The organism is Dyella sp. PARNA 12/25 (assembly GCF_055702865.1).
In genome coordinates, this window is record NZ_JBVQCI010000002.1 from 293,332 (window position 1) to 312,316 (window position 18,985).

The 18,985-nt window shown below is 63.1% G+C and carries 10 protein-coding genes and 1 tRNA gene; 9 read left to right on the top strand and 2 right to left on the bottom strand.

All coding sequences use genetic code 11. The annotated features are described in order from the left end of the window. Nucleotides 1–504: 504 nt before the first annotated feature. Nucleotides 505–1,665 (bottom strand): acyl-CoA dehydrogenase family protein, encoded by a 1,161-nt coding sequence (locus AC0GUR_RS05990; protein WP_472876559.1) that lies wholly within the window; start codon nucleotides 1,663–1,665, stop codon nucleotides 505–507. A gap of 255 nt (nucleotides 1,666–1,920) precedes the next feature. On the opposite strand from AC0GUR_RS05990, the gene AC0GUR_RS05995 reads away from it, so the two are divergent. The 3 genes from AC0GUR_RS05995 to metH all read left to right on the top strand — a co-directional run bounded on the left by AC0GUR_RS05995 (nucleotide 1,921) and on the right by metH (nucleotide 6,911). Beyond that, entirely contained in the window at nucleotides 1,921–2,847 is a 927-nt protein-coding gene (locus tag AC0GUR_RS05995) for an ArsR/SmtB family transcription factor (protein ID WP_472876560.1), read from the top strand. 16 nt (nucleotides 2,848–2,863) lie between these two features. Beyond that, nucleotides 2,864–3,943 (top strand): homocysteine S-methyltransferase family protein, encoded by a 1,080-nt coding sequence (locus tag AC0GUR_RS06000; protein ID WP_472876561.1) that lies wholly within the window; start codon nucleotides 2,864–2,866, stop codon nucleotides 3,941–3,943. Nucleotides 3,944–4,226: 283 nt separating this feature from the next. Further along, a complete protein-coding gene (gene metH, locus AC0GUR_RS06005) occupies nucleotides 4,227–6,911 on the top strand; it encodes a methionine synthase (protein WP_472876562.1) in 2,685 nt (894 codons plus the stop codon). A gap of 406 nt (nucleotides 6,912–7,317) precedes the next feature. On the opposite strand, the gene AC0GUR_RS06010 is transcribed toward metH, so the two are convergent. After that, nucleotides 7,318–7,659 (bottom strand): lipid-A-disaccharide synthase N-terminal domain-containing protein, encoded by a 342-nt coding sequence (locus AC0GUR_RS06010; protein ID WP_472876563.1) that lies wholly within the window; start codon nucleotides 7,657–7,659, stop codon nucleotides 7,318–7,320. A 129-nt stretch (nucleotides 7,660–7,788) separates the two neighbouring features. Here AC0GUR_RS06010 and AC0GUR_RS06015 point away from each other — a divergent pair. The 6 genes from AC0GUR_RS06015 (at nucleotide 7,789) to recD (ending at nucleotide 18,824) form a co-directional block, all read left to right on the top strand. Next, a tRNA-Val gene (locus AC0GUR_RS06015) sits at nucleotides 7,789–7,863 on the top strand. 369 nt (nucleotides 7,864–8,232) lie between these two features. Continuing rightward, a complete protein-coding gene (locus tag AC0GUR_RS06020; protein ID WP_472876564.1) occupies nucleotides 8,233–8,583 on the top strand; it encodes a hypothetical protein in 351 nt (116 codons plus the stop codon). Between the two features lie 336 nt (nucleotides 8,584–8,919). Further along, on the top strand, nucleotides 8,920–9,372 hold the full coding sequence (locus AC0GUR_RS06025; RefSeq protein WP_472876565.1) for a hypothetical protein: 453 nt from the start codon (nucleotides 8,920–8,922) through the stop codon (nucleotides 9,370–9,372). Between the two features lie 323 nt (nucleotides 9,373–9,695). After that, nucleotides 9,696–13,175: an exodeoxyribonuclease V subunit gamma gene (gene recC, locus AC0GUR_RS06030; RefSeq protein ID WP_472876866.1), complete on the top strand. Its 3,480-nt coding sequence runs from the start codon at nucleotides 9,696–9,698 to the stop codon at nucleotides 13,173–13,175. Further along, entirely contained in the window at nucleotides 13,172–16,837 is a 3,666-nt protein-coding gene (gene recB, locus AC0GUR_RS06035; RefSeq protein ID WP_472876566.1) for an exodeoxyribonuclease V subunit beta, read from the top strand. The genes recC and recB overlap by 4 nt, the downstream gene beginning before the upstream one ends. After that, nucleotides 16,827–18,824 (top strand): exodeoxyribonuclease V subunit alpha, encoded by a 1,998-nt coding sequence (gene recD, locus AC0GUR_RS06040; RefSeq protein ID WP_472876567.1) that lies wholly within the window; start codon nucleotides 16,827–16,829, stop codon nucleotides 18,822–18,824. The genes recB and recD overlap by 11 nt, the downstream gene beginning before the upstream one ends. The last annotated feature ends 161 nt before the right edge of the window (nucleotides 18,825–18,985 follow it).

Here is an 18,985-nt window from a genome sequence, read left to right on the forward strand (position 1 = left end):
TGGCAGACCCATGGGGACAAGCAACCACCATGCCGCGAACCGGAACCTCCAGGGAAACCGCGCCGTGAAGCGGCTTGCGGTCGGGCGCGGAGTCGCTCCGGCGGGAGGCCCTGTCGCCCTCCCCGGTCAATTCACGACGCGCCCCGGCAGAGACACGGGGGAGCTTAGACAGGCCGTCCAGGCAGTGTCATGAAAAGCATCGACATCTGCTCACGCACGCGCGTGATGGCCAAGCACCAGCGCGATCAGCACGAGCAGAAACGTCAGTAGGGGGCCATCCTTGGCGGGAGGGGGCCTGACTCCCTGGCTGATCGCAAGTATTTGCGATTACATCCACTGACGTCAACCTTCCCGCCCCCTCCTGTAGGAGCGCACTGGTGCGCGACCGCTGCGCAACAACGAGTCGCATCGCGGTCGCGCACAAGTGCGCTCCTACAGGCGAAGCAAGGGCACTCACAAAAAAGCCCCCGGCGCAAACCGGGGGCTTTTCAGGATACCGTTCGCTCAGCGCAAACCAGTTTCCGCGCGAGCGATCACGATGCGCTGGATTTCGCTGGTGCCTTCGTAGATCTCGGTGATCTTGGCATCACGGAAGTAACGCTCCAGCGGCATCTCCTTGGAGTAACCCATGCCGCCGTGAATCTGCACGGCCTGATGGGCGATCCACATGGCGGCCTCCGAAGCGGTGAGCTTGGCCATGGAAGCCTCGGTACCGAAACGGCCGCCGTTCTTGTCCGCTTCGCCCTTGGCCCAGGCGGCGCGCAAAGTCAGCAGCGTGGCTGCATCCAGCTTGCACTTCATGTCAGCAATCTTTGCCTGGGTCATCTGGAACGTGCCAATCGGGTGGCCAAACGCCTTGCGGTCACGCGACCACTGCAGCGTGGCTTCGTACGCAGCACGCGCAATGCCCACTGCCTGCGAGGCGATGCCGATGCGGCCCGCATCCAACAGGCTCATGCCCATGGCAAAGCCCTTGCCCTCTTCGCCCAGCAGATTTTCCTTGGGCAATACGTAGTCGGAGAACTCGATTTCGCAGGTAGCCGATGCGCGGATGCCGAGCTTGGGCTCGCTCTTGCCGGCATGGAAACCCGGCAGCTGCGTGTCGACGATGAAGGCGGACACGCCCTTGGCGCCGATGCCCGGCGTGGTGATGGCGAACAGGATGATGTAGCGCGCGACCATGCCGGAGGTGATCCAGCTCTTCTTGCCGTTGATCACCCAGTCGCCATTGGCGTTCTTGGTGGCGCGGGTGTGCATGGCCGAGGCGTCGGAACCGGACTGCGGCTCGGTCAGCGCATAAGCACCAATGGCTTCGCCCTGCGCGATGGCGCGCACATACTTCTGCTTCTGCGCTTCGGTGCCGTGCTTGAGGATGCCGGTGCAGAACAGCGAGTTGTTGACCGACATGATGGTCGCGGTGGCCGCATCGGCCGCGGCGATCTCGATCATCGCCAGCACATAGGCGATCGGGTCCATGCCCGCGCCGCCGTACTCCGTCGGCACCTCGACACCCATCAGGCCCAGCTGGCCCATCTCACGGATGTTGTCCAGCGGGAACTCCCCCTTCTCATCCAGCTCTGCGGCCACGGGCACGATGCGCTTCTGGGCGAAGTCGCGTGCGATCGCCTGAATGGACAGCTGGTCTTCGGTAAAACGGAAATCCATGAACGACTCCAAGGGGAGAGGAGGAAGCTCTCCATTTTAACGTGGTGCGCGTGACGACCTCTGTGCGGGTGCAGCAACGGCACCGGTCCCTCCTTGTAGGAGCGCACGTGTGCGCGACCGTGGAACTGCATGCGCCCTCTCATTCGCAGGCTTGTCGCGCACACGTGCGCTCCTACAGGCAGTTGCCCCAACTTGACGGGCCGCCCGGCGGGGCCTAGCCTTATGCATCTCTGTATCGCGATATAAGGATGCTCGATGGATCTGGCCACCGCTTCCAGCGTCCTGCGCCTGCTGGCCGACCCCACACGGGTACGCCTGCTCGCCTTGCTGGAGCGCGAGGAGCTGACCGTGGCCGAGCTGGCGTCGGTGCTCCATCTGGCCCAGCCCCGCGTGTCCACCCACCTCGCCAAGCTCAAAGAAGCCGAGCTGGTCCGTGACCGTCGCGCCGGCGTTTCCGCGTACTACCGCGCCAACAGCGAAACCGACGAATACCTGCAGGTGCTGCTGAAGTCCCTGCGCGAAAGCATCGACGACGCCCTGCTCCGCGAAGACGCCGCCCGTCTGCCCAGCGTGCTGGCCGAACGCGCTCGCGAGGAAGGCTGGGCCGATACGGTCGCGGGTGACATGGAGCGCCACTACTCACCGGGCCGCACCTGGGAAACACTTGCGCGCTCGCTGCTGCAGCTGCTGGAAACCGGCGACGTGCTCGATATCGCCTCGGGCGACGGCATCACGGCCGAACTGCTCGCGCCGCATGCCCGTTCCATTGTCTGCGTCGACAGCAGCGAGCGCGTGGTCGAGGCCGCCACGCAGCGCCTCAAGGCCTTCCCTCATGTGGAAGTGCGCCAGGGTGACATGCAGGCGCTGGATCTCGGCGATCGCCGCTTCGATCTTGTACTGATGCTGCACGCCCTCACCTACGCCGAACAGCCGGCAAAGGCGGTGGCAGAGGCCGCCCGCCTGCTGCGCAGCGGCGGTCGCCTGCTGGCGGTGACGCTAGGCAAACACGATCACCGCGCCGTGGTGGAACCGTTTGATCACAGGAATCTCGGATTCTCCCCTGACGAACTGACCGGCTTCGCCAAGCAAGCGGGCCTGGAAGCCCTCAGCTGTACCCGCCTGAGTCGCGAGCGCAAGGCACCTCATTTCGAGGTGATCAGTCTGCTCGCTCGCAAATCCTAAGCCTGGAGTTGTTGTCATGAGTACGCTGCCCTGGCTCCACCCCGAACGCGTCGCCTTGCTGCAACGACAGCTGCGCGAGCGCATCCTCATCATCGATGGCGGCATGGGCACCATGCTGCAGCAACATCAGCTCGATGAAACTGCGTTTCGCGGCGAGCGCTTCGTGCATGGTCACGACAGCGCGCACACGCACGATCACCCGGGTGGTTGCGACCTGAAGGGCAACAACGATCTGCTCACGCTGACCACCCCGGACATCATTCGCGGCGTGCACCAGGCCTATCTCGAAGCAGGCGCGGATCTGGTCGAAACCAACACCTTCAATTCCACGCGCATCAGCCAGGCCGACTACCACCTCGAGCACCTGGCCTATGAGTTGAACCGGGAAGGTGCACGCATTGCCCGCGCTGCATGTGATGCCATGGAGGCGAAGACGCCCGACAAGCCGCGCTTCGTCATTGGCGTGCTCGGCCCCACCAGCCGCACCGCATCGCTGTCGCCGGACGTGAACGACCCCGGCTTCCGCAACGTGACGTTTGAAGAGCTGGTGACCAACTACACCGAAGCGGCAAGCGGCCTGATCGACGGTGGCGCCGACCTCATCATGGTCGAAACCATCTTCGATACGCTCAACGCCAAGGCGGCGCTGTTTGCACTCAGCGAACTGTTCCACCAGCGCGGCGCACGCTTGCCGGTGATGATCTCCGGCACCATCACAGATCGGTCCGGCCGCACGCTCTCGGGCCAGACGGCCGAAGCGTTCTACTACTCGGTACAGCATGCCCGGCCCATTTCCGTGGGCCTCAACTGCGCGCTGGGCGCGGCCGACCTGCGCCCGCACGTGCAGGTGCTGGCGAATAGCGCCAATTGTTTCGTCAGCACGCACCCCAACGCCGGCCTGCCCAATGCTTTCGGCGAATACGACGAAACGCCCGAACAGATGGCGTCGGTAATCGGCGGCTTCGCACGCGATGGCCTGTTGAATATGGTCGGCGGTTGCTGCGGCACCACGCCAGCGCATATCAAGGCCATTGCCGACGCCGTGCGCAACGTAACTCCACGCACGCTGCCGGCCGAAAAGCAGGAGGCCGCGTAATGCGAGGCATGGTTGCTGGTTTGGAGATTGACTACGTAACGCCGGGTCTCGCTCTCCGTCATTCCCACGAAAGCGGGAATCCAGCGTCTTTAGGGTTTGCGGCCAAGGCGAGCCACTCAAAGGCACTGGATTCCCGCTTTCGCGGGAATGACGTTGAGGGAACAACTCGCGGCCACTCGCCCCACCTCTGCTTGCACGTCTCCACGCGTACCACCATCCACGGTCTGACGCCCACGGCCCCTTCACACCAATCCTCTCCCCGCCGGGGAGAGGAGGACAAAGCATGATGCCCCGCTACACCCGTCTCTCAGGCCTCGAACCGCTGGTCATCACCCCCGATCTGTTGTTCGTCAACGTGGGCGAACGCACCAACGTCACCGGATCGGCGCAGTTCCGCAAACTGGTCAAGGAAGAGCGCTACGAAGAGGCTGTGGATGTCGCACGCCAGCAGGTGGCCAATGGCGCGCAGATCATCGACGTCAACATGGACGAAGGCCTGATCGATTCCGAAGCCGCCATGACGCGATACCTGAATCTGATCGCCGCTGAGCCTGACATTGCGCGCGTGCCGGTGATGGTCGATTCGTCCAAGTGGAGCGTGATTGAAGCCGGCCTGCGCTGCCTGCAGGGCAAGGGCATCGTCAACTCCATCTCGATGAAGGAAGGCGAGGAGCTCTTCCTCGAACACGCGCGCAAGGTGCAGCAGTACGGCGCCGCGGTCGTGGTGATGGCGTTCGACGAACAAGGCCAGGCTGACACCTGCGAACGCAAGGTGGAAATCTGCTCGCGTGCCTTCGAGCTGCTCACCACCAGGCTCGACTTTCCGCCTGAAGACATCATCTTCGACCCGAACGTCTTCGCCATCGCCACGGGCATCGAAGAACACAACAACTACGCTGTGGATTTCATCGAAGCCACGCGCGAACTGAAGCGCCGCTTCCCCGACTCACATATCTCCGGCGGCGTCTCCAACGTCTCCTTCTCGTTCCGCGGCAATAACACCGTGCGCGAAGCGATCCACTCCGTATTCTTGTATCACGCGATCAAGGCCGGCATGGACATGGGCATCGTCAACGCCGGTGCGTTGATGATCTACGACGACCTCCCAGACGAGCTGCGCGAACGCGTGGAAGACGTGGTGCTCAACCGCCGCTCCGACGCCACCGAACGCCTGCTGGAAATCGCCGACAACTACAAGGCGAAGAAGGGCGAAGTTGTTGTCGAAAACCTCGCATGGCGTGAAAAACCCGTGCGCGAACGCCTCAGCCATGCCCTCGTGCATGGCATCGACCAGTACGTGGTCGAGGATACCGAGGAAGCACGCGTTGCTACGACACGCACGCTGGACGTGATCGAAGGCCCGCTAATGGATGGCATGAACGTCGTCGGCGACCTGTTCGGCGCCGGCAAGATGTTCCTGCCCCAGGTGGTGAAGTCGGCGCGCGTCATGAAGAAAGCCGTGGCCCACCTCATTCCTTTCATCGAGGAAGAAAAGTCCCGCACCGGCGACGCCGGCAAATCCAACGGCAAGATCGTGATGGCCACGGTCAAGGGCGACGTGCACGACATCGGCAAGAACATCGTCGGCGTGGTGCTTCGCTGCAACAACTTCGACGTGATCGACCTTGGCGTGATGGTGCCGGCGCAGAAGATCCTCGACACGGCCATCGCCGAGCAAGCCGACATCATCGGCCTCTCTGGCCTGATTACACCTTCGCTGGAAGAAATGAGCCAGGTGGCGCGCGAGATGCAGCGCCAGAACTTCCAGATTCCACTGATGATCGGTGGTGCCACCACTTCGCGCGCGCACACCGCGCTCAAGATCGAGCCGCACTACAAGTCACCCACAGTGTGGGTGAAGGACGCCTCTCGAGCGGTAGGTGTCGCCCAGTCGCTGGTGAGCAAAGAGCTGGTCGATGCATTCATCGCGAAGATCAAGGAAGAGTACGCCGAAGTGCGCGAACGCCATCGGCAGCGTGGCAACGGCAAGCCGTTGGTGCCGCTGGACAAGGCACGCGCCCAGCGCTTCAGCACTGATTGGGCAAGCTATGCGCCGCCGCAGCCGCGACAGCCTGGCATCAGCGTATTTCACGACTACGATCTCGCCGAGCTGCGTCGCTACATCGACTGGTCACCCTTCTTCAATGCCTGGGAACTGGCCGGGCGTTATCCCGCCATTCTCGAAGACGAGATCGTGGGCAAGCAGGCCACCGAGCTCTTCAAGGATGCCCAGGCGATGCTGGACAAGCTCATCGCCGAGAAGTGGCTCACTGCTCGCGGCGTGATCGGTTTCTGGCCAGCCGCCAACGTGGGCGACGATATCGAGATCCAGGCCGGCGATGGAAAGAAGACGGTGCTGCACCATCTTCGCCAGCAGGTCGACAAGCCGGTGGAACGCCCCGACTTCTGCCTCTCCGACTTCGTGGCGCCAAAGAGCGCCGGCAAACAAGACTGGGTGGGCGGGTTCGCGGTCACAGCCGGCATTGGCATCGACGCGCACGTCGCGCGCTTCGAGGCCGAGCATGACGACTATTCCGCCATCCTGCTCAAGGCTCTCGCAGACCGCCTCGCCGAAGCTTTTGCCGAGCGCATGCACGAACGCGTGCGCCGCGAGTTCTGGGGCTACGCACCCGACGAGTCGCTGGACAACAACGCACTGATCGACGAGAAGTATCTCGGCATCCGCCCTGCCCCAGGCTACCCGGCGTGTCCAGACCACACCGAAAAAGCCACGCTATTCCGCCTGCTCGACGCCACCCACAACGCCGGCATCGAACTCACTGACGGCTTTGCCATGTTTCCCACGGCGGCGGTATCCGGCTGGTACTTCTCCCACCCGGACAGTCAGTACTTCGTGGTGGGCCGCCTTACCCGCGAGCAAGTAGACGATTACGCCAAGCGCAAAGGCTGGACGCGTGAGGAAGCCGAACGCTGGCTGGCACCGAACCTCGACTACGACCCGGATTAACAGCCCGACCTCACCCTTTTGTAGGAGCGCACTTGTGCGCGACAACCCAGCGAAGCGGTACGGTTGATGCGCCGCGGTCGCGCACAAGTGCGCTCCTACCGTGGGTCGCATCAGCGACAAACAGGCGGCCGACTATGCCGGGCTCAGAGGAGAAGCTGAGATCCCAGGGGCAACTACAGATTTGTAGGAGCGCACGTGTGCGCGACAACCCAGCGAAGCGGTACGGTTGATGCGCCGCGGTCGCGCACAAGTGCGCTCCTACAATGGGTCGCATCAGCGGCAAACAGGCGGCCGACTGTGCCGGGCTCAGAGGGGAAGCGGAGATCACAGGGGCAAGAACAGAGAAGTGAGAGAAAGCGCGAATGCCGGCTCTCGTTTCGCACTCCTCTGCACTCACTCCTCGCTCTCAGACCTCACTCTCGACCAGGTCGCGGCGCTTGACCTCGCGCATGTGCACCACGAGGTTGTAGACCGAGACAAACGCCGGGAAGAAGTTGGACAGAATGCCCACCGAGTCGTTCTTGCCGAAGATGAAGTACGACAGCAGCAAGGCACTGCCGACCACCGAAAGCCACCAGAACGACAAGGGCATCACCACCCGTTTCAGTTTGCGGGTGTAGTACAGCTGCACGAACCACCGGCTGGTAAACATCACCGAACCCAGAAATCCGACCGTTTTCCAAGGCGTAAGCTCGAAGTTACGCAAGGATTCCACTACGTGGGTGATGTGGTGCGGCTGGAGGTCCATGGGGCGAGCCAATATCGGGGAAACGGGCCATTGTACGCACCTACCTTTCAGCCAACTGCCTCGATGGACCTATTTTTATGTCGGAGACTTGACCCACCCGGCCACACCCCGTATATTTCCGGGCTCGGCGGGCGATTAGCTCAGCGGTAGAGCACTGCCTTCACACGGCAGGTGTCGCAAGTTCGATCCTTGCATCGCCCACCATCCGTATTTGAAAAAGCCACCCCAAAAGGGTGGCTTTTTTGTTGGCGTGTACGGCGCATAGAGGCTACCCCAACCAGGTGAGTCGCGTTTTTTGGCCCTTATTTCGAAGCTCCACCGAGTGGCCCATCGCTTACCGGGCTCACCAGCCCGAGACATCGCCCCTGGCGCCGGCGCCGCGCAACAAAAAATCGCCTCCGGGATTTGCATGGTAACGCGCGACTCGACCGCCCCTTGTTGAAGGTGCGCCTACACATATGCCGACACAACGTAGGCGAAACCCCGACAAGGTGGCAGGTGCCCGCCCGATTTACCGAAAGTTCTGGCATTGCGATGTTTCACAGACAACAGAGATATGGATATCTGTGCGCTGTGAACCGCCGTATTGCCTCTCATGACCTTATTGAAGCCCTGTCGATGATCCCGGCACTCCGTCAAACGGAGCGTCGTCTTCACCGGCAGTGGCACGACAACCCACCAGAATCCCTGGTGTACGCCATGGTGGGCAAAACCCTGGCGGATTGCTTTGCCGATCTGGAGCCGGCGCACCGCCTCTATGCCATGTCCGTTATCAAAACGGGGCTCGATCCACGTCACCCACGGGGTGCACTCGTAAGGCAGGCGCTGCTCGGCACGTTGAAAGCGCGCATGCGCTACATGGATAAGAAACGCGCAACGGCGATACGCGCAGCCTTGGAACAGATCGACCACGTTGCGGCATAGGGCTCTCGTTTGCTGGGGCGGACACGCCTTGCGTCAAAACCTGACCAAGGGGCAACGTAAGCACCCCGTCAACCTACCGCCGACGGGGTGACACCGCCGACCGGTGATCTGCGCCAGATGTATTGACGCGTTAGTTCGCTGCAAGGCTGAGGCCAGAGCGAACCACAGCACGCAACCACCTGACACTCATGGAGATTCATCGACGGGGGGGGGGGAGCTCTCAACGGTGGCACGCTCGTGGCTGCCATCCCTGGGACACTTCCATTCTTCCCATACACAAAAGCCCTCGCTCCGTGGACAATACGCCACTAACTATTCTCCGGAGGGGGTGCCGGAATGATGACCCAGAGTGAAGGCGGGGTTCGACCCGTCACTCAGCTGCTTGTTGTTACTCGTAGCCTGGTCGAGCTGACGGATCGAGCTGTTTCTGATAGTGAGCTGTCGCACGCGACGGCCGATGTGCTGGTATTTGCCGCCCGGCAGGCAGCCCGGCTGGTGGAAGATGTGGTGAATCTGCGCTCGCGTGACCCCGAGGGCGCACATGCCTTTGTGCAGTGCCAGAGCAGCACGGATCTGGATCGCGCCTATAACGACCTGGAATGTCTCGCCGAGGCCGCCAGCATGATTCGCGCGCATGGCATCGGCTCCCAGTACCGCGCCCACCTGGCTTACCTGATGCGCTACGCCGCGGAGTCGGCGTGCACCGCGCTAGAACGCGCAGAGCGTTCGATGAACCTGGCCGACATGGCCAACATGCCCCCTCCCGCTACGCTGGAAATGCACGGCTAATCAGGTGCGCCAAGGGCCAATGCGGGATGCTTCTTTCCACGAGGCGCCCCGCCGCGTGATGGGCAGCCCCGTTTCCTAGGCGAGCACCACACATCATCGCGACGAGGCGCGCGCATTGTGGACGCCTTGCTCCGCGCCGTCGTTGCGACGACTCTCATATTCACTTTGAACCACTGCGCAGTACGGGCATGTGCTGGCGATGGCGCGGATGGGCGCGTGGTGATGGACTCCCAGGATTTGCGACGCTTCTGGCCGAAGATGCGCGACATCTCTCGCCCGCTCGGTGAAAATGCCCCCATGAGCAACCTCGCCCCTTGCCTGCCGTGACGCACAACCTGGACCTGCCTCTGGAGGCCCCTATCAAGCCGGGCCTGATGGTGATCCATGGCAATCGCATGGAAGACCTGCGCGACCTGCTCACTGCGTGGCTGTCCCGCGCCCCCCTGCGCCCGCTGGAGAACGAGCTGATGCTCGTGCAGAGCAACGGCATTGCGCAATGGCTTAAGTGGGCTTTGGCACGGCCGGTGGATGAGGGCGGCCTGGGCATCAGCGCTGCCATTGACGTGCAACTGCCCGGCCGCTTTCTTTGGGCCGCGTACCGTGGCGTGCTGGGGCGCGAGGCGGTAGCCACCACCTCGCCATTCGACAAGTCACGCCTGAGCTGGCGCTTGTTGCGACTGCTGCCGGCCCATCTGCACGAACCCGACTTCGCACCGCTACGGGATTTCCTGCGCAACGACCCGGACGAGCGCAAGCGCTTCCAGCTGGCCGAGCGGGTGGCCGATCTCTTCGACCAGTACCAGGTCTATCGCGCCGACTGGCTGACCGACTGGGAGCACGGCCATTACCAGCTGCGCGACGAACTGCGCGGCAAGCACACGCCACTTGCCCCCGACCAGCGCTGGCAGGCTCGGCTATGGCAGCTGTTGCTCGACGACGTAGGCAGCGAGCGCCACAACCATCGCGCCGCCGTGCATCAAGCCTTTCTCGATCGCGTCGCCCTGCTGACCACGCGCCCGGCGGCGCTGCCAAGGCGCATCGTAGTGTTTGGCATCTCCTCGTTGCCGCAGCAGACGCTGGAGGCGCTGACGGCCTTGTCGAAGTTTTGTCAGGTGATGCTGCTGGTGGCCAACCCGTGCCGCCACTACTGGGCCGACATCATCGAGGACCGCGAGCTGTTCAAGGCCGCGCAACGCCGTCACTCCGGCAAGCCCGGTCTGCCTGCCGAGCCGCGTTACGAAGAACTGCATCTGCATGCCAACCCGCTGCTGGCGGCATGGGGGCGTCAGGGGCGCGACTATATCCGCCTGCTGGATGCGTTCGACAAGCCCGAAAGCTATCGCCAGCAATTCGCTGCGTGGAACCGCAGCATCGACCTGTTTGCCGACACCGACAGCAGCACCCTGCTGCGTCAGATGCAGCAGGCCATACTCGATCTGGAACCGCTGCCGACGCAGCCGGCGCAACGCAAGCCGTGGCATGGCAGCGACAGCTCGCTGCGTTTCCACATCGCGCACAACCCGCAGCGCGAAGTGGAGATTCTGCACGACCAGCTCCTTGCGATGTTCGAGGAAGCCGGCAGGAAAGGCGAAGCGCTGTCACCGCGCGATGTGATTGTGATGGTGCCGGATATCCAGACCTACGCGCCGCACATCCAGGCCGTATTCGGCCGCCTGTCGCCGGATGATCCGCGCCATCTGCCCTACGCCGTGACCGATCAACCGAGCCGTGGCGCCGTGCCGTTGATGGTGGCGCTGGAACACCTGTTGTCGCTGCCGGAATCGCGCTTTGCCGTAAGCAACCTGCTGGACTTGCTCGATGTGCCGGCGTTGCGCACGCGTTTTGGCGTGGACGAATCCGGCCTGCCCACCCTGCGCCGCTGGATCGAAGGCGCAGGTATTCGCTGGGGATTGGATGGCGAACAAAAACGCAGCCTGGAGCTTCCGGGCTTCGAACAAAACAGCTGGCGTTTTGGGCTGCGCCGCATGTTGCTCGGTTATGCCGTGGGCGATGGCGAAACCTGGCAAGGCATCGCCCCCTTCGACGAAGTAGGCGGACTCGATGCCGCGCTGGTCGGGCCACTGACCCAACTGCTCGACGAGCTGGAACGCTACTGGCAGCAGCTGCGACAACCGGCAGCCCCGACTCAATGGCATGAACGCCTGCAGCAACTGCTCACCGATTTTTTCGATGCCACGGATCCGGGCGACAGCGATCGCCTGACTCGCCTGGCCGACGCGCTGGACGACTGGAAAGAAGCGTGCGAACAGGCCGGCCTCGACCTGCCCCTGCCCTTGGGTATCGTTCGCGAGCACTGGCTGAAAACGATGGACGAGAGCCGTCTCTCGCAACGTTTTCTCGGCGGCGCGGTGAGCTTCTGCACCCTGATGCCCATGCGCGCGATCCCGTTCCGCGTGGTGTGCCTGCTTGGCATGAACGATGGAGACTATCCGCGTCGTCAGGCGCCGGCAGACTTTGACCTGATGGCGCAACCCGGTCACGCGCGCCCCGGTGACCGCTCGCGCCGCGAGGATGATCGCTACCTGTTTCTGGAAGCGCTGGTTTCCGCGCGTGACGCGCTCTACATCAGCTGGGTGGGCCGCAACGTGCGTGACAACACAGCGATGCCACCTTCGGTACTGGTGGGCCAGCTGCGCGATGTCGTGAGCACGGGTTGGCATCGTGACGATGACGATGCTGCGGACATCGATGCCGGCAAACACCTGCTTGCCGCGCTCACCACCGTACACCCGCTGCAGCCTTTCAGCCGGCGCTACTTCAGCGCCGATGCGGATGCGCACCTGTTTACCTATGCCAGCGAATGGCGGCAAGCGCATCGTTTGCCGGAGCCGGTAGCCAATGCGCCGCTGCCTGCGTGGGTGCCCGACGCCTCCATCAGCATCGCGCTACTGCAGGCTTTCCTCAATCGACCTGTCCGCTACTTCTTTAATCATCGCCTGAAAGTGCATTTCGGCGAGCTGGACGAGGAGGCGCTCGACGACGAACCGTTCGGGCTGAATGCGCTTGAGCGCCACCTTGCTACCGCCACCATCCTGCGCGCTGCCGTTATCGCTGGCGACGCTCGTGAGGCCGTGGATGCCGCCACGGACCAACTCGCCGTACAAGGCAACCTGCCGCCGGGTGGCTTTGGTGATTTGGCGCGCGGCCTGCTGGCCCGCGAGGGGCGTGAACTCGCCGGGCGCTGGCTGACTGCTTGCGAACGCTGGCCCATGACGGCCGACAAGATTGAGCTGCAGTACGCGGCATACGGCATCACCGTGGAGGACTGGCTCACCGACCTGCGTCGTGGCGAAGATACGTCGTACACGCGGCTTGAACTGGCGCCTGGGAAGCTGATGCAGAAAAGTGGCATCCGCTACGACAAGCTGCTGGGTGCCTGGGTGATCCACGTGCTGGCTCACGCCTGCGGGCTGCGTCTGCGCACGCGCATCATCGGTCAGGATGCGCACCTCACCCTAGGGCCGATGGATCAAGCGGACGCGAAGGCGACACTCGATGCGTTGCTCGAAGCCATGCAGCGCGGCATGAGCGCACCGTTGCCGGTGGCGCGCAAGACCGCCTTTGCATGGCTGCAGCAAGCAGACGATGAAGAGAAAGCCATCAAGGCCGCCCAGCTGGCCTATGAGGGCAGCGACTTTGGCGGTGTCGGCGAAGTCCGGGAAGATGCCTGTCTTGCCCGCGCCTGGCCGGATTTCAGTGCCATGCAAACCGGCGGCTTTACGCAATGGTTGACGCTGTATCGCCCATTGATGGCAGCCGTCTCGCCGGGAGAAGACGCTTGAGCACCAGCGCCCCACTCAAACCACTCTCGCTGCCCCTGCATGGCATTCAACTGATTGAGGCCAGCGCCGGCACAGGTAAAACCTGGACTATCGCTGCGCTGTATCTGCGGCTGGTGCTCGGTCATGGCACACCCGGCAACGCACCATTGCTCCCTGCACAGATTTTGGTGCTTACCTTCACCAAGGCGGCCACCGCAGAATTACGCGAGCGCATTCGCGAGCGATTGAGCGAGGCGGCCGACGCGTTTCGTCAGCGTCGCGAAGCGGATGATTTCCTGCGCGACTTGATGGCCGTCTACCCCGACGATGACGCGCGGGCACGCGCAGCACGTCAACTGGAACTGGCGGCACAGTGGATGGACGAGGCTGCCATCCACACCATTCACGCATGGTGCCAGCGCATGCTCAGCCAGCATGCGTTCGACAGCGGCCACGCTTTTGTGCAGGACACGGAAGTCGACGAAAGCGAATTGCTGGCGGAAACGGTGCGCGACTACTGGCGCAGCCACTTCTTTCCGCTGGACCGCGCCGGCGCCGCACTCATCTCGCATTGGTGGAAGACACCGGCCGAGCTTCAGCATGCGCTACGACCGCTGCTGCGCCAGCCACTGGAGAGCCTGCGACTGGCTGGCAGGCCTTTGCCGGACCCAGCGCATGTGCTCGATGACGTCAGCCAGCAGGTTGGGGCCGCACGCACCGTCGAGGATGAAGCCCGTCAGCGCTGGCGGAGTGACATCGAGCAGATTGAGGCCATGTTCGTCGAAGCACTGCAAAGCGGCGCCCTCAATGGCAACAAGATGCGGCGCGACAAAGTACTCGCCGAGCTCGCGTTGTTGCGGCAATGGGCACACGGCCAGGCCGAGGCCGCGGATACCCTACCCCGCTACGCCCAATCGGCCTTGATCGCCGCCAAGAACAAACAAGCGACGCCACTCACGCATGCTGCTTTCGACGCTGTAGAAAGATGCGTGGTGGCACTGGGAACGCTCGCACCACTGCAGGCACCCGTGCTTGCCCACGCCCTCATCTGGGTATCGACCCGGCTGGACCAGACCAAGCAGCGTCGCTCGCAGCTGGGCTTCGACGACATGCTGAAGCGTCTGGATGGCGCGTTGCATAGCACGACCGGCAAGCGACTGGCCGACACCATCGCCACGCAGTATCCGATGGCGTTGATCGACGAGTTTCAGGATACCGACCCACTGCAGTGGCGCATCTTCCGCCGTGTGTACGCAGGGCGCGAGGCCACCGGCCTGCAGTTGATCGGCGATCCCAAGCAGGCCATCTATGGTTTTCGTGGCGCAGATATCCACACCTACCTGAAGGCACGCGGCACCGCGCAGCAGCCTATGTGGACGCTGGGTACCAACTACCGTTCGACGCAGGCGCTGGTGAATGCGGTCAATCGCGTGTTCGAGCATGCCGACACGCACGAGGACGGTGCATTTGCCTTCGGCAAGGGCCACCATGCCCTGCCCTTTCATGCCGTCGGCGCACGTGGCCGCAGTGATCGGCTGGTGCTCGACGGGCAACCTTTGCCGCCCATGCAGCTCGCCGTGGAGGACCACCCGGAAGCCATCAGCAGCTCGGCCTATACCACTCTTATGGCAAGGCATGCGGCCGCTTATATCGTGGACCTGCTCACCGCCGCTCAGGAGAAACGTTGCGGCTTCGTCGATAAGGATGGCGAACTCACGCCACTCAAGCCCGGTGACATTGCCATACTCGTGCGCAAAGGCAGCGAAGCGGCGGCAGTGCGCGAAGAGATGCAGCGGCGCGGACTCAAGAGCGTTTACCTCTCCGATCGCGATTCCGTTTACGCCTCAGCTGAGGCGGCCGACTTGCTGCGTTGGTTGCGAGCCTGCGCGGACCCCGGGTCTGACCGTGCCATGCGCGCCGCCCTGGCCACCCCGACACTCGGCCTGAGCGATGCGGATCTGGATCGCCTCAACGTCGACGAGCACTACTGGGAACGCTGCGACGCGCGTTTTCACCAACTGCATGCCACCTGGCAGCGCCATGGCGTGCTGGCCATGCTGCACGACCTGTTGCATGCCTTTGATCTTCCGTCGCAATTGCTCGCGCGTATCGATGGTGAACGCGCACTCACCAATCTGCTGCATCTCGCCGAGTTGTTGCAGCATGCTGCCACCTATCTTGATGGCGAACATGCACTGATTCGCTACCTGGCCACGCAGATGGCCACCGCCACGGACCCGCAGGCGGAGACGCAGGACGAACAAATTGTGCGACTCGAAAGCGAGGCCGCACTGATCAAGGTAGTGACGATTCACAAGTCCAAAGGTCTGGAGTACCCGCTGGTACTTCTTCCCTTTGTGTGCTCCGCACGTGAGCTCAAACAGGACGACCACTTCACCTGGCACGACGAGCACGGCGATCCACGCACCGACCTGCGCGCCGATACAGCCGCATGGGCCCAAGCCGAACGCGAACGTCTTCAGGAGGACCTGCGCCTGTTATACGTGGCACTCACCCGCGCGCAATACGCGTGCTGGCTGGGCGTTGCCTGTTATCGCGTTGGCAACAGCAAGGCATCCGTCTTGCACAAATCGGCCTTTGGCTATGTGCTCTCTGGTGGCGCCACCATCCCACCTGAAGATTTGCTGCCACGCCTGAAGTCATTGCGCGGCGAATATGCAGGGCTGGAGATTCGTACGCTCTCGCAACCGGAGGCGCGTCCCCTCAAGGCGAGCGATAGCGATATCCCTTCGCTATGGGAAGCACGCGAATACAAGGGCATGCCCATCGAGCCGTGGCGAGTCGCCAGCTATAGCTCGCTGCGATATGACGAGATCGAGGAAATCCGCTTGCCCGCGCCGGAAACCGCTGCGCAGGACACGCGCATCGAAATGAGCGCCGAACAGCCGGCTGCCGTGGATATGCCACAAGCCATCGCACAAGGCATTCACGCCTTTCACGCCGGCGCGGAAGCCGGCACCTTCCTGCATGATTTGCTGGAATGGGCCGCCGACGAAGGTTTCGGCCTGGTCGCTGCGGACGCTAGCGGCCTCGAGACGGAAATTGCCAGGCGCTGCCAGCGCCGCGGCTGGCAATCACATATACCGTTGTTGACGCAATGGATACCTCAGCTGCTGCGTACACCACTTTCCCTGCCCGATGGCGGGTCGGTTAGCCTTGCCGGTTTCAGCAGTTACTACGCTGAACTGGAGTTCTGGTTTGAAGCCCGCCACGTGGACACGCTGGCGCTGGACCGACTGGTGACTGCGCACACGCTCGATGCACAGCCGCGCCTGCCCTTGCAGGCGGACCGCATCAACGGTTTGCTCAAGGGCTTTGTCGACCTGGTGGCCGAAGTTCAGGGCCGCTACTACGTCGTCGACTACAAATCCAACAAGCTCGGCGGTGACGCCAGTGCCTATACGCCGGAAGCCATGCGCGCATCGGTGCTGCGCGAGCGCTACGACCTGCAATACGCCCTCTACACGCTGGCCCTGCATCGACAGTTACGCGTGCGATTGCCAGGCTACGATTACGAGCGCCACATGGGTGGCGTGGCTTATCTCTATTTGCGTGGCGTGGATGGCATGGGTCATGGCGTGCACGGCGAGCGTTTGCCGCTGGCCTTGATCGAGGCGCTCGACCGTCTGTTTGCCGGAGGAGTTCGCGCCCATGCAGCCTGATCAGCGACTCGCCCCTCTCCTTCAGGCCGTTGAACGCGGCCTCTTGCGGCCGCTGGATGTCGCCTTTGCTCAATTTCTCGCGGCAGAGGACACGCATGCCACGGCCGCGCTGCCACTACTTGGCGCGCTCACCAGTCGCCAGCAAGCCGACGGACACCTGTGCCTGGATCTGGCCATGTGGAAGCCGCTGGCCGAAGAATCCGCATGGCCGGCCAGCTGGCACACCCTGCTTGCCGCAGCGGCTGCCGACACGACGGCATTGACCGATTCGATACTTGTCGCGTCTGCCGACGATACCCAACACGCTGGCTCACCGCTGGTGCTCGACGGCCAGCGCCTGTATCTGCGCCGCTACTGGAATCACGAACAGCGTGTGGCGCAAGCTGTTGGCAAACGGCTCGCCGCTTCTTACACCACGCCTGCGCATTTATCGGAACAACTCGCCCGACTTTTCCCACTCACTGACACGAGCGGCCCCGACTGGCAGCGCGTGGCATGCGCGCTGGCGGCGCGCGGTGCGTTCACAGTGATCACGGGCGGCCCCGGCACTGGCAAAACGACGACCGTCGTGCGCTTGCTCGGCTTGCTGCAAACGTTGCAATGGAAGGACGCGGCACGCGCCTTGCGGATTCGTCTCGCCGCCCCCACCGGCAAGGCCGCCGCGCGACTGCAAGCGTCCATCAGCACGCAGATTGCACAGCTGGATGTGGATGATGCCGTGCGCGCCACCATTCCCAGCCAGGTGGACACGCTGCACCGACTACTAGGCGCGCGACCGGATACGCGTCGCTTCCGCCACGACGGCAGCCATCCGCTGCATCTCGACGTCCTGGTTATCGACGAAGCGTCGATGATCGATCTGGAGATGATGTCGGCCGTGCTCGCTGCACTGCCTGACGACGCGCGACTGATTCTGCTCGGCGACAAGGATCAGCTCTCGTCCGTGGAAGCAGGCGCCGTACTGGGCGACCTTTGCTACCGCGCCGACGCTGGCCACTACGGCAACGACACGACCCAATGGCTGCGCGAAGTCACGGGAGATCGCGTCGATGAGTGGATGCATCAAGACGCAACGCCGCTGGACCAGCACGTTGCGATGCTACGCCACAGCCACCGCTTCGGCGCAGACAGCGGCATTGGCCAGTTGGCCCTGCACGTCAACGAGGGCAACACCACTGGCGCACGGCAACTGCTAAGCGGCGTGCACACCGACATCGCCTGGATGGACAAGGCGGTCGATGCCAGCAGCTTGGCCGAACTCGTTCTGCAAGGCGGCTTGAGCCGTTTCGCCACTCGCGCGGACGGCACGCAACCGCAGGGATATCGCCACTATCTCGAATGGCTGCGTCAACGGCGCCCGCAGGCGCGCGATGACGGGCGAGAGTTTGAAACTTGGGCGCAAGGTGTTCTGCACGCGTTTGGCAGCTACCAGTTGCTATGTGCGCTGCGACAAGGCCCGTTTGGCACAGAGGGGCTCAACCGGCAAGTCGCCGGCATCCTGCATCAGGCGGGTCTGATCGATGCCAGCCGCGAATGGTACGAGGGCCGGCCGGTAATGGTGACGCGCAATGACTACGGCCTGGGATTGATGAATGGCGACGTGGGCATTGCGCTGCGCGTGCCGGATGAGCGTGGCGCCATGCAGTTGCGCGTGGCGTTTGAGGTGGCGGGCCATGCCGGCGACGCCACGCCACGCATTCGTTTTGTCCCGCCCGCCCGACTGGGCGAACGGGAAACGGTGTACGCGATGACGGTGCACAAATCCCAGGGTTCCGAGTTCGATCACGCGGCTCTCGTGCTGCCAGACGAACCCGGCCCCGTACTCACCCGCGAACTGCTCTACACCGGTATTACCCGCGCAAAGCGCTGGTTTTCCCTGCTGTCGACGTCGGACATCGTCACTTACAGCATCGGCAACCAGAGCCGTCGTCAATCGGGGTTGTTGCATGCCTTGGATCGGGTGCAGCAGAGGAAGGTCATAGCGTAACCAAGCGAGTAGCGACGCTGCGGACATACACCCGTCGCCATCATATGCCGTGTTCAGCGAGGCTTGAGTACCCCCTGCTCTGCGCGGACGTCCGCAACTGTCCACGGACAGGCTCACGCCGCCTTTGAGGCCACCCAAGTGGCGATATATAGCGCGCGCCA